Annotated in this window: 19 protein-coding genes; 13 read left to right on the plus strand and 6 right to left on the minus strand. The window is 67.8% G+C overall.

The features are described 5' to 3' along the window. Positions 1–96: 96 nt before the first annotated feature. Positions 97–1,707 carry a pseudouridine synthase gene (locus ACUTR7_RS05855; protein ID WP_445608343.1) on the minus strand — a complete coding sequence of 537 codons (1,611 nt, stop codon included), beginning with the start codon at positions 1,705–1,707 and terminating at the stop codon, positions 97–99. Positions 1,708–2,453: 746 nt separating this feature from the next. Between ACUTR7_RS05855 and ACUTR7_RS05860 the strand changes: the two genes are divergently transcribed. Continuing rightward, positions 2,454–2,804, plus strand: a complete 351-nt coding sequence (locus ACUTR7_RS05860) for a hypothetical protein (protein WP_230357125.1) — start codon at positions 2,454–2,456, stop codon at positions 2,802–2,804. A gap of 17 nt (positions 2,805–2,821) precedes the next feature. On the opposite strand, the gene ACUTR7_RS05865 is transcribed toward ACUTR7_RS05860, so the two are convergent. Next, positions 2,822–3,688 carry an IclR family transcriptional regulator gene (locus ACUTR7_RS05865; protein ID WP_013804345.1) on the minus strand — a complete coding sequence of 289 codons (867 nt, stop codon included), beginning with the start codon at positions 3,686–3,688 and terminating at the stop codon, positions 2,822–2,824. Positions 3,689–3,745: 57 nt separating this feature from the next. Between ACUTR7_RS05865 and ACUTR7_RS05870 the strand changes: the two genes are divergently transcribed. Genes ACUTR7_RS05870 through ACUTR7_RS05880 form a run of 3 tightly spaced genes read left to right on the plus strand, consistent with a single transcriptional unit; the run spans position 3,746 to position 7,118 of the window. Beyond that, positions 3,746–4,915: an acyl-CoA dehydrogenase family protein gene (locus ACUTR7_RS05870; RefSeq protein ID WP_445608344.1), complete on the plus strand. Its 1,170-nt coding sequence runs from the start codon at positions 3,746–3,748 to the stop codon at positions 4,913–4,915. 14 nt (positions 4,916–4,929) lie between these two features. Continuing rightward, complete coding sequence (locus ACUTR7_RS05875; protein ID WP_445608345.1) at positions 4,930–5,910, plus strand: Bug family tripartite tricarboxylate transporter substrate binding protein; 981 nt, start codon at positions 4,930–4,932, stop codon at positions 5,908–5,910. After that, positions 5,910–7,118, plus strand: coding sequence for a CaiB/BaiF CoA transferase family protein (locus ACUTR7_RS05880; RefSeq protein ID WP_445608346.1), 1,209 nt, complete (start codon positions 5,910–5,912; stop codon positions 7,116–7,118). Before ACUTR7_RS05875 ends, ACUTR7_RS05880 begins: the two co-directional genes overlap by 1 nt. Positions 7,119–7,146: 28 nt before the next feature. Here the strand turns inward: ACUTR7_RS05880 and ACUTR7_RS05885 are convergent, their stop codons facing one another. Next, positions 7,147–7,875 carry a Crp/Fnr family transcriptional regulator gene (locus ACUTR7_RS05885; protein ID WP_012203091.1) on the minus strand — a complete coding sequence of 243 codons (729 nt, stop codon included), beginning with the start codon at positions 7,873–7,875 and terminating at the stop codon, positions 7,147–7,149. Positions 7,876–8,194: 319 nt separating this feature from the next. Between ACUTR7_RS05885 and ACUTR7_RS05890 the strand changes: the two genes are divergently transcribed. The 8 genes from ACUTR7_RS05890 to ACUTR7_RS05925 all read left to right on the plus strand — a co-directional run bounded on the left by ACUTR7_RS05890 (position 8,195) and on the right by ACUTR7_RS05925 (position 17,888). Continuing rightward, positions 8,195–10,132 (plus strand): AMP-dependent synthetase/ligase, encoded by a 1,938-nt coding sequence (locus tag ACUTR7_RS05890; RefSeq protein ID WP_012203090.1) that lies wholly within the window; start codon positions 8,195–8,197, stop codon positions 10,130–10,132. Between the two features lie 14 nt (positions 10,133–10,146). Then, positions 10,147–10,932, plus strand: coding sequence for an ABC transporter ATP-binding protein (locus ACUTR7_RS05895; protein ID WP_012203089.1), 786 nt, complete (start codon positions 10,147–10,149; stop codon positions 10,930–10,932). A 10-nt stretch (positions 10,933–10,942) separates the two neighbouring features. Further along, positions 10,943–11,872, plus strand: coding sequence for a branched-chain amino acid ABC transporter permease (locus ACUTR7_RS05900; RefSeq protein WP_445608347.1), 930 nt, complete (start codon positions 10,943–10,945; stop codon positions 11,870–11,872). A 21-nt stretch (positions 11,873–11,893) separates the two neighbouring features. Continuing rightward, positions 11,894–12,958 (plus strand): branched-chain amino acid ABC transporter permease, encoded by a 1,065-nt coding sequence (locus tag ACUTR7_RS05905; protein ID WP_012203087.1) that lies wholly within the window; start codon positions 11,894–11,896, stop codon positions 12,956–12,958. A 79-nt stretch (positions 12,959–13,037) separates the two neighbouring features. Further along, positions 13,038–14,354: an ABC transporter substrate-binding protein gene (locus ACUTR7_RS05910; RefSeq protein WP_141830554.1), complete on the plus strand. Its 1,317-nt coding sequence runs from the start codon at positions 13,038–13,040 to the stop codon at positions 14,352–14,354. 168 nt (positions 14,355–14,522) lie between these two features. Further along, the gene (locus ACUTR7_RS05915) at positions 14,523–15,356 is read left to right on the plus strand and encodes an ABC transporter ATP-binding protein (protein ID WP_016446597.1); all 834 of its coding nucleotides are present in this window, start codon (positions 14,523–14,525) and stop codon (positions 15,354–15,356) included. A 53-nt stretch (positions 15,357–15,409) separates the two neighbouring features. Next, the gene (locus ACUTR7_RS05920) at positions 15,410–16,657 is read left to right on the plus strand and encodes a phenylacetate--CoA ligase family protein (protein ID WP_445608348.1); all 1,248 of its coding nucleotides are present in this window, start codon (positions 15,410–15,412) and stop codon (positions 16,655–16,657) included. A 241-nt stretch (positions 16,658–16,898) separates the two neighbouring features. Next, the gene (locus tag ACUTR7_RS05925; protein ID WP_012203083.1) at positions 16,899–17,888 is read left to right on the plus strand and encodes a tripartite tricarboxylate transporter substrate-binding protein; all 990 of its coding nucleotides are present in this window, start codon (positions 16,899–16,901) and stop codon (positions 17,886–17,888) included. A 108-nt stretch (positions 17,889–17,996) separates the two neighbouring features. On the opposite strand, the gene ACUTR7_RS05930 is transcribed toward ACUTR7_RS05925, so the two are convergent. Together ACUTR7_RS05930 and ACUTR7_RS05935 are read right to left on the minus strand one after the other, a co-directional pair. Beyond that, on the minus strand, positions 17,997–18,512 hold the full coding sequence (locus ACUTR7_RS05930; RefSeq protein ID WP_445608349.1) for a hypothetical protein: 516 nt from the start codon (positions 18,510–18,512) through the stop codon (positions 17,997–17,999). Between the two features lie 64 nt (positions 18,513–18,576). Further along, a complete protein-coding gene (locus ACUTR7_RS05935; RefSeq protein WP_445608350.1) occupies positions 18,577–19,479 on the minus strand; it encodes a LysR family transcriptional regulator in 903 nt (300 codons plus the stop codon). 148 nt (positions 19,480–19,627) lie between these two features. Between ACUTR7_RS05935 and ACUTR7_RS05940 the strand changes: the two genes are divergently transcribed. Next, on the plus strand, positions 19,628–20,611 hold the full coding sequence (locus ACUTR7_RS05940; RefSeq protein WP_445608351.1) for an aldo/keto reductase: 984 nt from the start codon (positions 19,628–19,630) through the stop codon (positions 20,609–20,611). 21 nt (positions 20,612–20,632) lie between these two features. On the opposite strand, the gene ACUTR7_RS05945 is transcribed toward ACUTR7_RS05940, so the two are convergent. Then, positions 20,633–20,962 (minus strand): DUF1840 domain-containing protein, encoded by a 330-nt coding sequence (locus ACUTR7_RS05945; RefSeq protein ID WP_013804357.1) that lies wholly within the window; start codon positions 20,960–20,962, stop codon positions 20,633–20,635. Between the last annotated feature and the right edge of the window lie 33 nt (positions 20,963–20,995).

A 20,995-nucleotide genomic window follows, 5' to 3' on the forward strand; every position in this document is an offset into this window, starting at 1 on the left:
GACACCAAGCAAGGGCCGCCCCGCCGCGAGGGTGTCGTCCCCCTCCCCCGCGAAGCGGGTAGAGAGGGGGAAGCGGCGCAAGCCGCTCAGGGGGTGCTAAAAGCCTTCATGTGCACCCAGGTAGCGCCACTGGCCCACAGGCAGGTTGCCCAGCGTCACGCGGCCGATGCGGATGCGCTTGAGGCCCACCACGCGCAGGCCCACCAGTTCGCACATGCGGCGGATCTGGCGCTTCTTGCCTTCGGTCAGCACAAAGCGCAGCTGCTCGGGGTTCTGCCAGTCCACCTTGGCGGGCTTGAGTGCCTCGCCATCGAGCGACAGGCCATGGCACAGGCGTGCCAGCTGTTCGGCCGGGAACACGGATTGCACGTCGATGTCGCGGTCACCGTAGGTCACGCGCACCAGGTACTCCTTGTCCATCTCCGAGTCTTCGCCAATGATCTGGCGCGCCACGCGGCCATCCTGGGTCATGACGAGCAGGCCCACGGAGTCGATGTCCAGCCGGCCGCAGGGAGCCAGGCCCTTGAGCTGCGCGAAGTTGAAGCGCGTGCGGCTGGTGTCCTGGTTCCAGTGGTTCTGGGGCGTGACCAGGACCACGGCGGGCTCGTGGCCGTCCTCGGCCTGGCCGCTGACATAGCCCATGGGCTTGTGGATCAGGATGGTGACCTGCTGGTCCTGGCGCTCGCGCGCCTCGCGCTCGACGGTGATGCGGTCGGCCGCCACCACGTTCTGGCCCATCACGGCGAGTTCGCCATTGACGCGGACCCAACCCTTGTCCACCCACTCGTCGGCCTCGCGGCGCGAGCACAGGCCCATGTCGGCCAGGCGCTTGTTGATGCGCACGCCACCGGGAACCTGCTCCTGCAGCGGCTCGGGAGCACGCTTGACGGGGATTTCGCGGCTGGCGCCACCGTCGGCGGGACGGTAGGTGCGGATGCCGCTGAGCGGACGGTAGGCGGGCTCGGCCTGGGGCGCCTCGTCGCGGCGCGGGCCACGGGCGTCATCACGGCGGGGACCACGGGCGTCGTCGCGGCGCGGTCCGCGCGCATCGTCACGGCGGGGGCCGCGAGCGTCGTCGCGGGGACGGTCGCGGAAACCACCTTCACGCGGGCCGTCACGGGGACCGTCGCGCTGGCCGTCACGCTGGCCATCGCGCGGACGCTCATCGCGCTGGCCATAGGGCCGGTCGCGGCGATCGTCCGGGCGGGGCGGGCGCGGGGGGCGGGCATCGCGCGTATCACGGGCATCGCGCATGTCGCGCTGCTCGCGCGGGGCACGGTTTTCGCCGCCGCCCTGTTCGCGCCAGTCGCCACGCGGCTGGGAACGGTCCAGGTCCTCGGCACGGCCGAAACCGCTGCTGCGCGGGCGCTGGTCACGGGCGTCGTCGCGGGGTGCTGCACCGCGGGCATCGCCTCGGGGTGCCCCACCGCGGGCATCGCCGCGAGGGGGGCCATCACGGCGGTCGGAGCGCTCGTAACGATCATTGCGGCCGCCACGGTCGCCGCCACGTTCATTGCGGTCGTTGCGGTCACTGCGCGGGCCGCCGCGTGCGCCCGCAGATTTGCCCGCGCCACCCGAAGGGCGGCGGGCATCGCCAGCCGGCTCGGCCTGTGGCTTTTCGGGGCGGCGCAGCACAGGGCGCGCGGAGGGCGCTGCCGCCTCGTCGGCGCCGGGCCGGGACGGTTTGGAAGAAGTAGGGGATGACATTAGACCGCCATTGTCGCGCGGCAAGGCCCGCAGCGGCTGCGCCCTGCGGCCAATACGGGCATTGCGCTCGGCTATCGGGCGGCTATCGGGCGGCCTGCGGGCAGGCCGCCAGGGCCCCCTTGCCAGCCCCGCCGCCCGGCCCTGCGCCCCGGCGGGCTCGCCATGTTCCGCACCACACATTCATGCCCCATGCAATGCGCCTGGCGGCCGCACCATCCCGATCGCTGTATCCAGCGCGATATGCACAACCGGATGAATCCTCAATGAAAAATCGACAAGAAGCGAATCACATCGGCAAAACATCTTCAATCCGGCCGATTGGGATCTTCCTATGCACGGCATGCGATATGTAAAAAACTGTATTTTATTTGGGCGATTTCATTCATTGGCGATTGCGAATCAACCCATTGGGCTTGCCATTGCCCATACATCTCCCCATAGAATGGCGCCCGTCCAGAAACGGGGGGCTTTTTCGAGACAACAGCCCTTCGCGCAGCGCCTGCTGCGGTATCCAGACCATCCCGCCCGGACTCCCGCCTCATTCAACAAGGAAAACCATGAGCGATACACCCAACCTATCGAATTCCACTCCATTGAAAGAACAATTCAAGGCGCTGCTTATCACCAAGCCGGACTTGACTGGAATCGAGTGGTCCGATATGGAGACCGCCATCGGCCCGAATGCTGAAAAATACCGGCCACTGTGGGAGCGCATGGTCAGCGGGAAAAAAGGATTTTTCGCATCCATGAGTCCCTGCTGGACCGCCATTCCCTTCATGGGCGTTTCCTGGGCCATTGCGCGCCGCGTCTACGCCTATGCCGTGGTGGCCTTCATCACCCTGTTGATCATCAATCTGCTGATGCCCGGCACGGGCGGCGCCGGGCGCGTGCTCGGCATCGCGGTGGCCATCTCGTTCACGGTCAAGCGCACCTACCTGCAATGGCTGGTCACGCGCATACAGCAGATCAACCAGAGGGGCCTGGTGGGCGCTGCGCGCGAAGAGGCGCTGCGCCAGATCGGCGGCCTGGACCAGAAGAACGGCTGGATCTCCTTCGGCGTGCTGCTGGCCATCGGCATCGTGCTGGCCGCTTTCTGAAGCGCCAGGCCCGCAGATCAGCGGTCCACGGGCAGCCGGTCGCACAGGGCCACCAACTGCGCCAACTGGGGGCCCACATCCCGGATCAGCGTGCGGGCCGGCATGCGCAGGCCCGGCACGGCGCAGTTGAACAGCAGCCGGCGCGACCCGTAGCGGATGCGCGAGGCCGCACCCACGGCGCACACGCCCAGGCCGGAGTCGCCCATGTTGACCGCGAAGCCCCGGGCGGCATAGTGCGCCAGGCTTTCGCTGGCGTTGTCCATGCAGCGCGCATATTCCTCGGGCCGCTGGCTGCGCACGCGGTCCAGGAAGCGCTGAAGTTCCCCGGCATCGAGCTGGGCCAGCCCTGCCCGGCCCATGGCCGTTTCCAGCACGCCGCGCACGGCGCCCACGCCGGGTCGCTTGAGCGTGCCGCCCTCCCAGGCGCAGGTATCCAGATAGACCACATCCAGGTCCATGACCACGCCCACCGACACCGCCCCCTTCACACGGTCGGCCAGCGCCTGCATGGGCAGGCGCAGCGGGCCGAGCAAGGGCGTGTTGATCACATAGGGGTAGCCCAGGGCGACGGCGGCCGGGCCGACGAAGTAGCGGTCCAGCCGCTCGTCATGGTCCAGGTAGCCCATGGTCTGCAGGCTGCGGCACAGCCTGGACACGGTGGGGCGCGGCAGGCCCAGGCGGCGGGCCAGCTCGCTGTTGGCATGCGGGCGCGGGTCGCTGACGAAGCACTGGAGAATCATCAGCCCCTTGGCCAGCGTGCCAGCGAAATACGGGTCCTGCTCGCGGATGCGGCAGACATCCTGCGAGTCCCTGGGTTGGTGGGCAATGGGGGTGTGGGGCACGTGGCGATTGTGCGGACCACGGCCGCAAAGCCGCAACTGCATTTCAATATTTGAAACTGCATTGCAGCCCTGGTGCCCGCGCTTCCTACAGTGCGGCCCATGAGCCAAGCCCCCACCCCCCATCCCGCCGACGCCCGCCTGCAGGCGTTGATTGCAGACATCCGCCATTTCGTGCGCCACCGCTGGCATCCGCTCGAAGAGCAGATCGAGCGCGACGACAGCATTCCGCCCGCCGTGGTCCAGGAGCTGCGCGACAAGGGCTATTTCGGCTGGAGCATTCCCCAGGCCTATGGCGGCCTGGGCCTGGGCACCGAGGAGCTGGTGCGCTGCGCCTTCGAGCTGTCCCAGGCCTCGGTGGCGCTGCGGGCCCGCGTGGGCACCAACACCGGCATTGGCTCGGAAGCCCTGGTGGCCGACGGCACCGAGGCGCAAAAGCAGCGCTGGCTGCCGCGCATGGCGCGCGGCGAGCTCACGGGTTGCCTGGCGCTGACCGAGCCGGACGCGGGCTCGGAGGCGAGCAACATCCAGACCACGGCGCGCCGCGAGGGCAACCACTACGTGCTCAACGGCAGCAAGCGCTTCATCACCAATGCGCCGCTGGCCGATGTCTTTACCGTCATCGCCCGCACCGGCGAAGGCAGCACGGGCAGCGAGGGGCTGACGGCCTTCTTCGTGGAGCGCTCGCCGGGCCTGGTGACAGGCCAGCCCTATCGCAAGATGGGCCAGGCGGGCTCGCCCGTGTCCGACGTGCATTTCCAGGACTGCCGCGTGCCGGCCGACCAGATCATCGGCGGGCGCGAGGGCCAGGGCTTCAAGACCGTGATGAAGGTGCTCAACAAGCAGCGCCTGCACCTGGCAGCGCTGTGCACGGGGCCGGCGATCCGCATGCTGGACCTGGCGCTGGCCCATGTGCGCCAGCGCGAGCAGTTCGGCCAACCGGTGGCGAACTTCCAGCTGGTGCAGGCCATGCTGGCCGACAGCCGCACCGAGATCTTCGCGGCGCAATCCATGATCCTGGAGGCCGCCCGCGCCCGCGACCGGGGCGAGGACGTGGCGCTGTCCGCCTCCATGTGCAAGTACTTCGCCTCCGAGATGTGCGGCCGCGTGGCCGACCGCGCCGTGCAGATGTTCGGCGGCGCAGGCTATGTGGCCGACTTCAGCCCCATCGAGCGCTACTTCCGCGACGTGCGCCTGTTCCGCCTCTACGAAGGCACCAGCCAGATCCACCAGCTCAACATCGCCAAGCTCATGCTGCGCGAGAGCGCCTGACACCGGAGGCCCCCATGACACCCCCCCTCACCTCGAAGCACCTGGCCACCCTGGGCCTGCTGGCCGCGCTGTGTGCCTGCGCGCAGGCTGCCCAGGCGGCTTTTCCCGATCGGCCCGTGCGCGTGATCGTTCCCTTTCCCGCAGGCGGCAGCACCGACCTCGTGGCCCGCGCGCTGTCGGTGGAACTGGGCCAGGCCCTGGGCCAGCCGGTGGTGGTGGAGAACAAACCGGGCGCAGGCAGCCTGGTCGGCTCGGAACTCGTGGCCCGCGCCGCGCCCGATGGCTACACCCTGCTCATGGCAGGCCTGAGCAATGTCTTCCTGCCCCATGTGCACGCCAACCTCAAGTGGAATCCGCTGACCGACTACGAGTACATCGGCCTGGTGGCCGACCTGCCCAACGTCATCGCCGTCAACGCCAAGACCCCCTACCGCACGCTGGCCGAACTGGTGGCGGCCGACAAGGCCAGGCCCGGCACGCTGTCCTTCGGCTCGGCCGGCACGGCCACGCCCTCGCACCTGGTCTGCGAGATGGTCAACCACCGGCTCGGCACGAAGATGCAGCACCTGCCCTACAAGGGCAATGCCCCGGCCGTCAACGACCTCATGGCCGGCCACATCCCGGTGATGTGCAACAACCTGGGCGGCACCCTGCCCTACATGCAGGGCGGGCAGATCCGCATCCTGGCGCAGACCGGCAAGAGCCGCTCGCCCGCAGCGCCCGACATTCCCACCTTTGCCGAGCTGGGCGTGGCCGGGCTGGACACCGGCCTGTGGGTGGGCCTGGCCGCGCCCAAGGGCACGCCGCAGCAGATCGTGGCCACGCTCAACCAGGCGCTGGCCAAGGCCATGGCCTTGCCCGAGACGCGCGACAAGCTGGCGCGCCTGGGTGCCACGCCGCTGCCCACGCAGACGGCGGACTTCCACAAGCGCGTGGCCGAAGACCGCCGCGCCTGGGAGCCCGTGCTGAAGAACGTGGACCTGAAAGGCAACTGATGCAGCGCCAAGGCTATCCGCTGGAGGGTGTGCGCATCCTCGACATGGCCACGGTGCTGGCCGCCCCCTTCTCGGCCACGCTGTGCGGCGACCTGGGCGCCGATGTCGTCAAGCTGGAGCTGCCCGGCGGCGGCGACACGCTGCGCAGCCTGGCCCCCGTGCACGACGGCCACGCCGTGTTCTGGAAAACCGCCAACCGGGGCAAGCAGGGCATCTCGCTGGATGTGCGCAAGGCCGAGGGCCGCACGCTGTTCCTGCGGCTGATCGAGGATTTCGACGTGCTCGTGGAGAACTTCCGCACCGGCACGCTGGACCGCTGGGGGCTGGACCTGGCCACCTTGCATGCCCGCAACCCGCGCCTCATCGTGCTGCGCCTGACGGGCTTCGGCCAGACCGGCCCCTATGCGCGCCGGCCGGGCTTTGCGCGCATCTTCGAGGCCATGAGCGGCTTCGCCCACCTCACGGGCGAGGCGGGCGGCCCGCCCCAGCACATGAACTACCCGCTGGGCGATGCCGTGGCCGGACTGTTCGGCGCCTTCTCCATCGCGGCCGCACTGGCCGAGCGCAACGCGCAGCCGCCGGGCGAACGGCGCGGCGTGGAGATCGACCTGTCGGCCACCGAAGCCATGCTGCGCCTGCTGGATCCGCTGGCGGCCGAGTACCAGCTGGGCGGACAGGCACGCAGCCGCACGGGATCGTGCGCGGGCTACACGGCGCCCTCCAACGTCTACCGCACGCGCGACGGCGCCTGGCTCACCGTGGTCGCCACGGGCGACGCCATCTTCGCGCGCCTGTGCCAGGCCATGGACCGCGCCGACCTGGCCGCCGACCCGCGCTTTGCGGACAACGCCGCGCGCATCCGCCACCTGCAGGCGCTGGATGCGCTGATCGTGCAATGGTGCGCAGGCCTGGACTGCGCCCAGGCCATGGCCGCACTGGCCGCGCACGACATTCCGTTCAGCAAGGTCTGCTCGGCCGAGGACGCGCTGCAGGACCCGCATTTCGTGGAGCGCGGCAGCTTCATCACCCTGCCCGACCCCGACCTGGGCCCCCTCGCCGCCCCCGCGCCCGTGCCACGCTTTACCGGCCGCCAGGCACCTTCGCCCCGCAGCGGCCCGGCCACAGGCCAGGACAATGCACGCATCTATGCGGCGTTGGGGCTGGATGCGCAGCAGCAGGAGAGGCTGCGGCGCGAAGGCGTGATCTGAGGCCGCAAGTGGTTGGCAGTGGGCGGCGTCAGGCCGCCCGCCGCGCCGCCGCAAACAGACCGCTGCGCAGCGCTTCCAGGTCGAGCACGCGCAGGCCGCCGTACTCCACGACGATGGCGTTTTCGCGCTGCAGCACGGACAGCGCCTCGTTGACGCGCTGGCGCGACAGGCCCACCAGGTAGGCCAGTTCCTGCTGGGTGATGCGCAGCACCTCGCCCACGCCCGGGTACAGCAGCGGGTGAAAGAGCGCGGCCAGGCTGCGGGCCACGCGCAGGTCGGGGTTGGTGAGGCGGTCGATTTCGCGGGCCGAGATGAATTGGCCCAGGCGCTCGTTGAGCTGGCTCATGACGAAGCGGTTGAAGCCGATGGAGTGGTCCAGCAGCCAGTGGAAGGTCTCGATCGGCAGGCCACCGACCACGCTGCGGCGTATGGCCTGCACGTTGTAGCGATAGGGCTCGCGCTTGACGGCCGTGCCTTCGCCGAACCAGCCGCCCGGGGGCAGGCCGGCCAGGGTCATGCTGGCGCCATCGGCGCCGTCGGTGTTCATCTTGAGCAGGCCTTCGACCACGCCGAACCAGTAGGTGGGCGCGCGGCCGGTGCGGCAGACATAGTCGCCGGGCTGGGCGTCGCCGACGACCAGCGCCTTCTGGGCCCGTTCGCGCTCGGCGGGCTGGAGTACGGCCAGCCAGGGAATGCCTTCGAGTTCCTCGGGCCGGGGCGCGCGGCGGCGCTGGTGCAGTGACAGTTCTTGGCTCATGGAGTCGCGGCGAGGGTGCGCGGATCAATCATCAAAACCACCCAAGCATTGCCCGAGCCCGGTGGCTGGCGTGAGCGGGATTTCCAGAAGGACCGCGGCACGCGCACATTCCCGGATGCGCAAGCCCCCAAGCGGGACATGAGACCGTTTTGGCACCTTTTGTTACGGCGCGTTTTCCCGATGATGAGTTTCCCGCGGATTGTCGTCAAACAGACACCACGGCGTCAAAGCCAGTCCTAGGATGCAGTCCAAGCCGGTAGGTCACAGCCTGGGCATCTGCACCATGCGACCACCATTCACGAACATCCAAGGACATGGAATGACGACCACGTTCCCGCACCTGCTGCTCCAGCATGCCGCCCAGCGCCCCCAGGCGCCGGCGCTGCGCGAGAAGGAATACGGCATTTGGCAGACCTGGAGCTGGAGCGAGGCCGCCGAGACCGTGCGCCACATGGCCTGCGGCCTGGCGGCCCTGGGCCTGGCACGCGGCCAGAATCTGGCCTTCATCAGCGACAACCGGCCCCATGTCTACATGGGCTTCATTGCCGTGCAGGCGCTGGGCGGCGTACCGATCCCGCTGTACCAGGATGCCGTTGCCGCCGAGATGCGCTTCGTCATCGAGGATGCCGAGATCGACTTCGCCTTTGCCGAGAACCAGGAGCAGGTCGACAAGCTGCTGGAGGTGCGCGAGAGCGTCTCCGGCCTCGGCCACATCATCTATGACGACCCGCGCGGCCTGCGCCACTACGACCAGCCCGGGCTGATCAGCACCGAGGCGCTGCTGCAAAAGGGCCAGGAGTGGGATGCCGCACACCCGGGCGCCTGGGATGCGATGCTGGCCGCGCTGTCGCCCGACGATGTCTCGGTCATCCTCTACACCTCTGGCACGACCGGCAAGCCCAAGGGCGTGTGCCAGACGCACCGCAGCTTTGGCGAGTCGGCACGCGGCGGCGTGCAGGTGGACCGCCTGGGCCCCGGCGACAACGTGATCTCCTACCTGCCACCGGCCTGGGTGGGCGACCACCTGTTTTCCTTCGCGCAGTGGCTGGTGGCGGGCTTCACCATCAACTGCCCGGAGTCGGCCTCGACCGTGTCCATCGACCTGCGCGAGATCGGCCCCAGCTACTACTTCGCGCCACCGCGCATCTTCGAGGGCATGCTGACCTCGGTGTCCATCCGCATGGAGGATGCCGCGCCCTTCAAGCAATGGATGTACGGCCGCGCCATGGCCGTGGCGCGCCGCGTGGGTTCGGACATCCTGGACGGCAAGACGGTGGGCACGCTGGACCGCCTGAAGTACGCGCTGGGCGACCTGTGCATCTACGGGCCGCTGCGCAATGCCATGGGCCTGTCGCGCATCCGCGTTGCCTATACGGCGGGTGCGGCCATCGGGCCCGAGCTGTTCCGCTTCTTCCGCTCCATCGGCATCAACCTCAAGCAGCTCTACGGCCAGACCGAGACCTGCGCCTATGTGTGCATACAGCGCGACGGGCAGGTGGAGCTGAGCAGCGTGGGCCAGGCCGCACCGGGCATCGAGCTGAAGATCGCCGACAACGGCGAGGTGCTGCTCAAGGGCGTGTCCGTGCTCAAGGAGTACTACAAGCGCCCCGACGCCACGGCCGAGGTGGTGGATGCCGATGGCTGGTTCCACACGGGCGATGCCGGCGTGATCGACGCCAGCGGCCAGCTGCGCATCATCGACCGCGCCAAGGACGTGGGCAAGACCAGCCGGGGCGCCATGTTCGCGCCCAACTACATCGAGAACAAGCTCAAGTTCTTCCCCCAGATCAAGGAGGCGGTGTGCTTCGGCCACGGCCGCGACCAGGTCTGCGCCTTCATCAACATCGACTACGAGGCCGTGGGCAACTGGGCCGAGCGCCAGGGCCTGCCCTATGGCGGCTATGTGGACCTGGCATCGAAGGCCAAGGTACTGGAGATGGTGGCCGACTGCGTGGCCCAGGTGAACGCCGACCTGGCCGCCGAAGCCGGCATGGCCGACACGCAGGTGGCGCGCTTCCTGGTGCTGCACAAGGAGCTGGACCCCGACGACGACGAGCTGACCCGCACGCGCAAGGTGCGCCGCGGCTTCATTGCCGACAAGTACGGCGTGCTGGTCGATGCGCTGTACACGGGCAAGCGTGAGCAGTTCATCGAGACCCAGGTCAAGTTCGAGGACGGCCGCACCGGCAGCGTCAGCGCCACGCTGTCCATCATCGATGCCAAAACCCATTCGGTGGCTGCCACCGCCAGGGCCTGACCGGAGCCGCTGACATGACCCACAAGAAGATCGGCGATGTCATCCTCGACATCAAGAACATCAGCCTGCGCTTCGGCGGGGTGAAGGCGCTGACGGACATCTCGTTCGATGTGCGCGAGCACGAGATCCGCTCCATCATCGGCCCCAACGGCGCGGGCAAGAGCTCCATGCTCAACTGCATCAACGGCGTGTACACCCCTTCCGAGGGATCGATCACCTTCCGGGGCAAGACCTTCAGCCACATGAACAGCCGCCAGGTGGCCGAGATGGGCGTGGCGCGCACCTTCCAGAACCTGGCGCTGTTCAAGGGCATGAGCGTGATCGACAACATCATGACCGGCCGCAACCTGCAGATCAAAAGCGGCATCCTGATGCAGGCCCTGCGCCTGGGCCCGGCCCAGCGCGAGGAGATCCGCCACCGCGAGTTCGTCGAGCACATCATCGACTTCCTGGAGATCCAGGCCTACCGCAAGACCCCCGTGGGCCAGCTGCCCTACGGCCTGCAAAAGCGCGTGGACCTGGGCCGCGCCCTGGCCATGCAGCCGCAGGTGCTGCTGCTGGACGAGCCCATGGCCGGCATGAACGTGGAGGAAAAGCAGGACATGTGCCGCTTCATCCTCGATGTCAACGACGAGTTCGGCTCCACCATCGTGCTGATCGAGCACGACATGGGCGTGGTCATGGACATCAGCGACCGCGTCGTGGTGCTGGACTACGGCAAGAAGATCGGCGACGGCGCACCCGACGAGGTGCGCCAGAACGAAGACGTGATCCGCGCTTACCTTGGCACAGGCCATTGAGGGGACTGACATGGGATTTTTTCTGGAAACCTTGTTCGGCGGCCTCATGGTAGGCACGCTGTACGCGCTGATCGCCATCGGCTTCGTGCTGATCTTCAAGGCCTCGGGCGTGTTCAACTTCGCCCAGGGCGCGATGGTGCTGTTCTCGGCCCTGGCCATGGCGCGCTTTTCCGAGTGGATCCCGAAGTGGATCGGCATGGAGCCGGGCTGGTTCACCAACCTGCTGGCCATCTGCGTGTCGCTGGCCATCATGGTGGTCGTGGCCTGGGTGATCGAGCGGCTGGCACTGCGCCACCTCGTCAACCAGGAGCCCATCACGCTCTTGATGGCCACGCTGGGCATCGCCTACCTGCTGGACGGACTGGGCCCGATGATCTTCGGCAGCGCCGTCTACAGCATCAACGTGGGCATGCCCAAGGACCCCATGTTCATCCTCGAGGGCCTGCTCCAGGGCGGCGTGCTGCTCAGCCAGGAAGACCTGTACGCGGCCTGCATCGCCGCGCTGCTGGTGGCCGCGCTCAGCGTGTTCTTCCAGAAGACCAAGACCGGCCGCGCGCTGCGCGCCGTGGCCGACGACCACCAGGCGGCCCAGTCCATCGGCATCCCGCTGTCGCGCATCTGGGTCATCGTCTGGTCGGTGGCCGGCGGCGTGGCCCTGGTGGTGGGCATCATCTGGGGCTCCAAGCTGGGTGTGCAGTACTCGCTGTCGCTGGTGGCCCTGAAGGCCCTGCCCGTGGTGATCCTGGGCGGCCTGACCTCGCTGCCCGGCGCCATCATCGGCGGCCTGATCATCGGCGTGGGCGAGAAGCTCTCCGAGGTCTACCTGGGCCCCATGGTCGGCGGCGGCATCGAGACCTGGTTCGCCTACGGTCTGGCCCTGTGCTTCCTGCTCGTGCGGCCCCAAGGGCTGTTCGGCGACAAAATCATTGATCGCGTTTGACCGTTACGGAGAACTTGCACCATGTTTTATCGTGAGAACGGTCAATTCAAGACGACCTACGCATCCGACCAGCAGATCTTCGGCGTCGCCCAGGACCGCTGGGCCATCGTGGCGCTGCTGGCCGTCGCCTTCCTGGTGATTCCCTTCAGCGTCAGCGACTACACCTTCCAGGCCGTGCTGATCCCCTTCCTGATCATGTCGCTGGCGGCGCTGGGGCTGAACATCCTGGTCGGCTACTGCGGCCAGATCTCTCTGGGCACCGGCGCCTTCATGGCCGTGGGCGCCTACGCGGCCTACAACCTGCAGGTCCGCTTCGAGGGCATGCCGCTGCTGGTGGCCCTGATCGGCGGCGGCGTGCTGGCCATGGTCTTCGGCGTGATCTTCGGCCTGCCCAGCCTGCGCATCCGCGGCCTGTACCTGGCCGTGGCCACGCTGGCCGCCCAGTTCTTCGTGGACTGGCTGGCCAGCCGCGCGGCCTGGGTGACGAACAACTCTTCCTCGGGCTCGGTGAGCGCAGGCCCGCTGTCCATCATGGGCTGGAAGATCGACACGCCCATGGAGAAGTACCTGCTGTGCCTGGGCATCCTGTGCGTGCTGGGCCTGGCCGCCAAGAACCTGGTGCGCGGCGCCATCGGCCGCGAGTGGATGGCCATGCGCGACATGGACGTGGCCGCCAGCGTGATCGGCATCCGCCCGACCTATGCCAAGCTCAGCGCCTTTGCCGTGAGCAGCTTCATCGTCGGCGTGGCCGGCGCGCTGTGGGGCTTCGTTCACCTGGGCGCCTGGGAGCCCGCGGCCTTCAGCCTGGACCGCTCGCTGCAGCTGCTGTTCATGATCATCATCGGCGGCCTGGGTTCGGTGGTGGGCAGCATCTTCGGCGCGGCCTTCTTCGTGCTGCTGCCGCTGCTGCTCACCCAGGTGCCGCACTGGATGGGCCTGCCGCTGTCCACGGCCACGGCGACCTACCTGGAGCACATGATCTTCGGTGCGCTGATCGTGTTCTTCCTGATCGTGGAGCCGCATGGCCTGGCAAAACTGTGGGCCACAGCCCGCCAGAAGCTTCGCGTCTGGCCCTTCCCGCATTGAGTTGATCTGTATCGAGACAGGGCGCCACAGAGTGCCGGATAACCGGGGAATCTTCCCCAGCCAACTAGGAGACAACGTCATGATGTTCAAGAAAGTCGCCATCGCCGCCGCCACGGTCGCTGCTGGAATCGGCGCTCTCGTGGCCGCCCCTGCCGCACAGGCCCAGGACCAGTTCGTGCCGCTGCTGGTCTACCGCACGGGCCAGTTCGCGCCGCTGGGCATTCCATGGGCCGATGGCAAGCAGGACTACATCAAGCTGGTCAACGCCAAGGGCGGCATCAATGGCGTGAAGATCGCCTACGAGGAATGCGAGACGGCCTACGACACGGCCAAGGGCGTGGAATGCTATGAGCGCCTGAAGGGCAAGGGCGGCGGCGCTGCCGGTTTCGATCCGCAGTCCACCGGCATCACGTTCGCCGTGACGGACAAGGCGCCGGGCGACAAGATGCCCATCATCACCACGGGCTATGGCCTGTCGCAGTCGGCCGACGGCAAGGTCTTCGAGTGGAACTTCCCGCTGCTGGGCAACTACTGGACGGCGGCCGATTCCATCATCCAGGACATCCTCAAGAAGGAAAAGGGCAGCCTCAAGGGCAAGAAGATCGCCCTGGTCTACCACGACTCGCCCTACGGCAAGGAACCCATTCCGCTGCTGCAAAAGCGCGCCGCCAAGGAAGGCTTCGACCTGACCTTGCTGCCCGTGACGGCGCCCGGCGTGGAGCAGAAGTCCACCTGGCTGCAGATCCGCCAGCAGCGCCCCGACTACGTGCTGCTGTGGTCGGCCGGCGTGATGACGCCCACGGCCGTGCGCGAGGCGCAGGCCACCGGCTACCCGCGCGAGAAGATGTACGCCATCTGGTGGGCCGGCTCGGACCATGACGTGAAGGACATCGGCGCCGGCGCCAAGGGCTACAACACCGTGACCATCCACAACACGGCCGAGCACGACAAGGTGCACGACGAGGTCAAGTCCATGGTCTACGACAAGGGCCAGGGCACGGCCACCGACGCCAAGGAACTGGGCGCCATGGCCCACACGCGCGGCATGGTGATTTCCATGCTGCAGGTGGAGGCCATCCGCACGGCACAGGAAAAATACGGCAAGGGCAAGGTCATGACCTCCGAGCAGGTGCGCTGGGGCCTGGAGAACCTGAACCTCACGCAGGAGCGCCTCAACGAGCTGGGCTTCGGCAAGATCATCCGCCCCGTCAAGACCAGCTGCGACAACCACCTGGGCACCGACTGGTCGCGCATCGCCCAGTGGGATGGCGCCAAGTGGAAGGTGGTCTCCGACTGGTACCAGGCCGACAAGTCCATGGTCGAACCGCTGGTCAAGGAGTACGCGGACAAGTACGCCAAGGAAAAGAACGTAAAGACTCGGACCTGCACCCCCTGAGGCGCTGACGCGCCTTCCCCCTCTCTCGCTTCGCGGGAGGGGGACGACACCCTCGGTGCGGGGCGGCCCTTCCTCGGTGTCCCTGAGTTGGGGCATGCCCCGCGCAGAGATGCTCCGAGAGTTGCGGCCCCGCACTCCGCTTTCGTATCAACGCCCATGGACGACGCCATGACCACCGCACCCACCTCCGCCCCGGCCGCCAGCGATCCGCTGCTCGTGGTCAATGGCATCGAAGTCATCTACAACCATGTGATCCTGGTGCTCAAGGGCGTTTCGCTCCAGGTGCCGCGCGAGAGCATCGTGGCCATTCTGGGCGGCAACGGCGCGGGCAAGACCACGACGCTGCGCGCCATCTCCAACCTGCTCAAGGGCGAGCGCGGCGAGGTGACCAAGGGCACGATCGAGCTGGAGGGCGAGCGCATCGAAAGCCTCACGCCGTCCGAGCTGGTGCAGCGCGGCGTGGTCCAGGTCATGGAGGGGCGGCACTGCTTCGCCCACCTGACCATCGAGGAAAACCTCATGACCGGCAGCTACACGCGCACTGACAAGGGCGAGATAGCAGCCAACCTCGAGAAGGTCTACAACTACTTTCCGCGCCTGAAGACGCGCCGTACCTCGCAGGCCGCCTACACCTCGGGCGGCGAGCAGCAGATGTGCGCCATCGGCCGTGCGCTGATGGCCAATCCGCGCATGGTGCTCCTGGACGAACCCTCGATGGGCCTGGCCCCGCAGATCGTCGAGGAGGTGTTCAACATCGTCCGCGACCTCAACAGCAAGGAGAAGGTCACCTTCCTGCTGGCCGAGCAGAACACCAACATGGCGCTCAAGTACTCGGACTACGGCTACATCATGGAAAGCGGCCGCATCGTCATGGACGGCGCGGCCTCGGACCTGGCCAGCAACGAGGACGTCAAGGAGTTCTACCTGGGCGTGGGCGGCGGCGAGCGGAAAAGCTTCAAGGACGTCAAGAGCTACAAGCGCAGAAAACGTTGGCTGGCCTGACCGGCGGACATTTCCCAGCCCCTGCCCCAGACCCTTCTTCCACAGGACTAGCCATGAGTGCCTTCTACGACGCGCTGGAGACGCGCACCCCTGACGAACGCGAAGCGGCGCTGCTGTCCGCCCTGCCCCGGCAGATCGCCCATGCGCAGCAACACTCTGCCGCCTTCGCCCGGATCCTGGCCGGCGTCGATGCCACGCAGATCACCAGCCGCGAGGCCCTGGCCCGCCTGCCGGTGACGCGCAAGTACGAGCTGCTGCAGCGCCAGGCCGAGCAGCGGCCCGCGCAGATCTTCGGCGGCTTCAACGCCATCGGCCTGGGCCAGCCCATGCCGCGCCTGTTCTGCAGCCCCGGCCCCATCTACGAGCCCGAAAGCCGCCGCCCCGACTACTGGCGCATGGCGCGCGCGCTGCATGCCTCGGGCTTTCGGCCCGGCGAGCTGGTGCACAACTGCTTCAGCTACCACTTCGTGCCCGCGGGCTCGATGATGGAAAGCGGCGCCCATGCGCTGGGCTGCACGGTGTTCGCAGGCGGCACGGGCCAGACCGAGCAGCAGGTGCAGGCCATGGCCGACCTGCGGCCCGCCGGCTACGTGGGCACGCCCAGCTTCCTCAAGATCATTGTGGAAAAGTCCCTGGAGATGGGTCTGCCCATCCCCTCCGTGACCAAGGCCATGGTCTCGGGCGAGGCCTTCCCGCCCTCGCTGCGCGACTGGCTGGCCGAGCGCGGCATCGCGGGCTACCAGTGCTACGCCACGGCCGACCTGGGCCTGATCGCCTACGAGACCGAGGCCCGCGAAGGCCTGGTGCTGGACGAGCAGGTCATCGTCGAGATCGTGCGCCCCGGCACGGGCGACCCGGTGGCGCCCGGCGAGGTGGGCGAGCTGGTGATCACCACGTTCAACCCCGACTACCCGCTGATCCGTTTCGGCACGGGCGACCTCTCTGCCGTGCTGCCCGGCCAGTGCCCCACGGGCCGCACCAACGCACGCATCAAGGGCTGGATGGGACGCGCCGACCAGACCACCAAGGTGCGCGGCATGTTCGTGCACCCGGGCCAGATTGCCGACGTCGTGCGCCGCTTCCCCCAGGTGGGGCGCGCGCGGCTGGTGGTCACGGGCGAGATGGCCAACGACCAGATGCAGCTGCTGGTCGAAACCCGCGAAACCTCACCGGGCCTGGCCCAGCAACTGTCCGATGCCGTGCGCGAAGTCACCAAGCTGCGCGGCGATGTGCAGATGGTGCTGCCGGGCACCCTGCCCAATGACGGGAAGGTCATTGAAGACGCGAGGTCGTACAAGTAGCCACCGAGGCGCGGGGACGGCGGCCTCGCCGCCGAGCAGCCTTCGCAGACCCTGAAAACATGACGCCTGTCAAGACTCCCAGGGTTTGCACTAGATCAATGGCAAGGGAATCTGCTGCGGCGCAATAGAAACAATTCTTAAAATCCGTCTCCTCGTGCATTCGGTTTCTCTTGCGTGTTTGCCCTCGAAGGCAAATGCGCATCGCCCCCTATCATTTGCACGCTATTTACTTGGAGACACTATGAAAGCATTGTTCAAGATCGCAGCCATTGCGCTGGCAGCCGGTGCAGCCCTTGGCGCCCACGCGCAGGACTATCCTGCCGCAGGCAAGACGATCACCCTCATCGTGCCGTTCACCGCAGGCGGCCCGACCGACAAGGTGGCCCGCGATCTGGCCGAGTCCATGCGCAAGCAGTTGAACAATGCCACCATCGTGGTGGACAACGCCGACGGCGCCGGCAGCACCATCGGCACGGCCAAGGCCGCACGTGCCCGTCCTGACGGCTACACGCTGCTGATCAACCACATCGGCATGTCCACGATCCCGTCGCTGTACCGCAAGCTGTCGTTCAACGTGCTCAACGACTTCGAGTACGCCGGCATCATCAACGACGTGCCCATGACCCTGATCGGCCGCCCCAGCCTGCCGGCCAAGAACTTCGCCGAGGTCAAGGACTGGATCGGCAAGAACCAGGGCAAGGTCAACCTGGCCAATGCCGGCATCGGTTCCGCCTCCCACCTGTGCGGCCTGATGCTGCAGGCGTCCATGAAGACGGAAATGACGCCCGTCCCCTACAAGGGCGCCGCCCCCGCGATTGCCGACCTGATCGGCAACCAGGTGGACCTGCTGTGCGACCAGACCACCAACACCACAGGCCAGATCACGGCCAAGAAGGTGCAGGCCTATGCCGTCACCACGCCCAAGCGCCTGACCATGCCCGCGCTCAAGGACCTGCCGACGCTGGCCGAGGTGGGCGTGCCCGACTTCCAGGTCACCATCTGGCACGGCCTGTACGCGCCCAAGGGCACGCCGGCCGACATCGTCAAGAAGGTCAACGAGGCCATGAAGGCCGCCCTGAAGGACCCCGAGTTCATCAAGCGCCAGGAAGCCCTGGGCGCCGTGATCGCCAGCGACGGCCGCATCGAGCCCGAAGGCCACAAGAAGTTCGTCCAGGCCGAGATCGAGAAGTGGGGCAAGGTCATCAAGGCAGCCGGCACCTACGCCGACTGATCCCGAGGACCACCACCGCGACGGATCGCCCGGTTGCAACCACGATCAAGCCCGGCTTCGGCCGGGCTTTTTCGTTGGCGGGAGCCGCGCGACAGCAGCGGTGCAGTCTCAGGGCGCCGGCCCGCGCAGCGCCATCACGGCCTGCCAGCTGCCGCCGCGCTGGCTTGCGTTGTAGAGGTTGCTCTGCGTGTTGCCGGGACCTTCGTAGTAGCTGCCGCGCAGCAGGCATTGCGATCCCGAGGCCGTGCAGTGCACGAGTTCGACGCCGAACATCAGCGCCGGCCGTCCGCTGGCCCGGTCCAGCACCTGCTCGCCGCCCTTGCCCACGTCGCAGGCCGAAGCCGGCCGCACATGGCTTTGGCCGCTGAGCAAGGCCAGCGTGCCCGCATCGGGGTCCAGCAGCGCCCAGCCCCGGCCGTTGCCTATGCAGTAGGCCGCCGCCTTGGGGCCGAGGTTGGAGGCGTTGTCCAGAAACAGCAGCGAATACACGGCAGCCGCCGCTCCCGGGGGCGCCTGCGGGCCGGTGGGCGCCTTGGGCCTGTCGGCGCATGCGGTCAGCGCCAGTGTGGCGGCCAGCGCGCCCAGCCAGGGCAGGAATCGGGAGGAATGACGGAGGCGGTGCATGGAAGTCCTTTCTTTCTCGCAATCTGCGTGCGTGTTTAACACGGCGCGCGGCCCCTGCTGCGGCTCAGGCCGGGCCTTCGAGTTCGGCATGCCGCCGCTCGAACAGTTCAATGAGGTGGTCGGCCACGGCACGCACGCGCCGCGAATGGGCAAGGTCGGCATGCATGGCAAGCCAGATCGGCTGGTCGGCGCCCAGCTGCGGCTCCACGCAGACCAGCCCCGCCTGCCGCGCCAGGAAATGCGGCAGCACGGCCAGGCCCAGGCCGGCCTGGGCCGTGGCCAGCTGCGCGGACAGGATGTTGGTCTCCAGCCGGCAGGGACGCCCGTGCAGGGCGCGCGCCATCCAGCGTGCGGCAGGCAGGTGGGCGTGGCTGTCGTCCCAGCCGATGAAGGCATCGCCCTCGAACGGGTCCGAGCCGTGGGTGCCCGCGCTTCCGTTTCCGCCGGCGCGGCCTTGCACATAGCCGGCCGATCCATACAGGCCGAAGCCCAGCGTGCCCAGGCGCCGTATCGTGAGGTGGCCGGCCTCGGGCTGGGTCATGCGCACGGCCAGGTCGGCGTCGCGCCGGTGCAGGTTCAGCGTCTGCACGCCGCTGACCAGCTGCACGCGCAGACCCGGGTGGCGGGCGAACAGAGGGACCAGCGAGGGCGCGATCAGCGGGTTGGCCAGGTTCTCGGCCGTGGCCAGCCGCACCACGCCGGCGACCTGCGCCTGGCTTTGCGCGGCATCGCCCAGGGCCTGGGCCGCCTGCTCCAGCGCCTCGGCAGGGGCCAGCAGTGCCTGGCCGTCGGCCGTGAGCCGATAGCCGCTCTGGTGGCGGCTGAACAGCGGCATGGACAGCGCGGACTCCAGCCGGTCCAGCCGGCGCGAGACCGTGGCCACGCCCAGCCCCAGCGCGGCCGAGGCACCGCTCAGGCTGCCGGCGCGGGCAATGGCCAGGAAGATGCGGGCGTCGTCCCACTGCAATGGAATGCTCCTTTGTTTTCAGGAATGTTTTTCGGGAATTTTCTCGGGAATGCTTTCCGAAAATGGAAGATCAAAGCGCGATTTTGTCAGTAGCCAAGGCCGCTTCGGAAAACCATACTGGCCCCTTGTTTCAGCAAGAGGATATGCAATGCAACAACGCAAACTCGGCCACGATCTGCAGGTATCCGCCCTGGGCCTGGGCTGCATGGGGATGAGCGAGTTCTATGGTCCGCGCGACGACGCTCTGGCGCTGCAGGCGCTGGACCACGCCGTGGAGTCCGGCATCGATTTCCTGGACACGGCCGATGTGTACGGGCCGCACCACAACGAGGAGCTGATCGGCCGCTTCCTGGCCACGCGCCGCCCGCGCGTGAAGATCGCCACCAAGTTCGGCATCGTGCGCAAGGCCGGCGAGTACCGGCGCAGCATCGACAACAGTGCGCAGTACGCACGGCAAAGCTGCGAGGACTCGCTGCGGCGCCTGGGCGTGGAGCGCATCGACCTGTACTACGTGCACCGCGTCGAGGCCACGCGCCCCATCGAAGAGACCATGCTAGGCCTGGCGCAGCTGGTGCAGGAAGGCAAGATCGCCCGCATCGGCCTGTGCGAAGTCAGCGCGGCCACGCTGCGCCGAGCCCATGCCGTGCACCCGGTGGCGGCGGTGCAGACCGAGTATTCGCTGTGGACGCGCGAGGTGGAGGACGAGGTGTTGCCCGCCTGCCGCGAGCTGGGCGTGGGGCTGGTGGCCTATTCGCCGCTGGGGCGCGGCTTTCTCACGGGGCGCTTCCATGCAGGCACGGCCTTCGAGCAGGGCGATTTCCGCGCCAGCCTGCCACGCTTTCAGCCCGGCAACATCGACACCAACCAGGCCCTGGTGGGCGCCGTATCGGCCCTGGCGCAGCGCAAGGGCAGCACGCCCGCGCAGATCGCCCTGGCCTGGCTGCTGGCCCAGGGGCCGGACGTGGTGCCCATTCCGGGCACCCGGCGCATCGCCCATCTGCAGGACAACCTGGGCGCGCTGTCCGTGGCACTGACCCCCGCCGAGCTGGACGAGCTGCGGCGCGCCAGCGACGAGCTGCCCGTGGCCGGGCAGCGCTATACGGAGGAAGGCATGAAGGGCATCAACGCCTGACGTGCCAGCGGGAGGCGCCGGCTACCAGGTGACGTCGCTGTTCTCGGCGGCGCTGCGTCGCAGCATGTCGATCATGGGCGCGGCGCGCTGGCGCAGGCTGACGGCGTCGCGCGCGCCCGCTGCGGCGCTGTCCTGCTCGCCGTCCTGGGACTCGTCTTCATGGCTGGCCTTGCGGCGGGCGTCGTCGTCGGCGACGGCGGCCTCCAGCGCCTCGATGGCGGCGGGAATCTGCTGCACCGTGATGATGCCGCTGGCGCCGGGCGTCTTGCCGACGATCTCCAGGACCTGGCGGCCGTTGGATTCGAGCATGATGACGTCGGCCGTGGCACGGGACTTGAACTTGTAGAGCATGGCTATCCTTTTTCTGTGTGGCGTGTCATGCAC

The organism is Delftia sp. NA_296.1 (assembly GCF_052692095.1).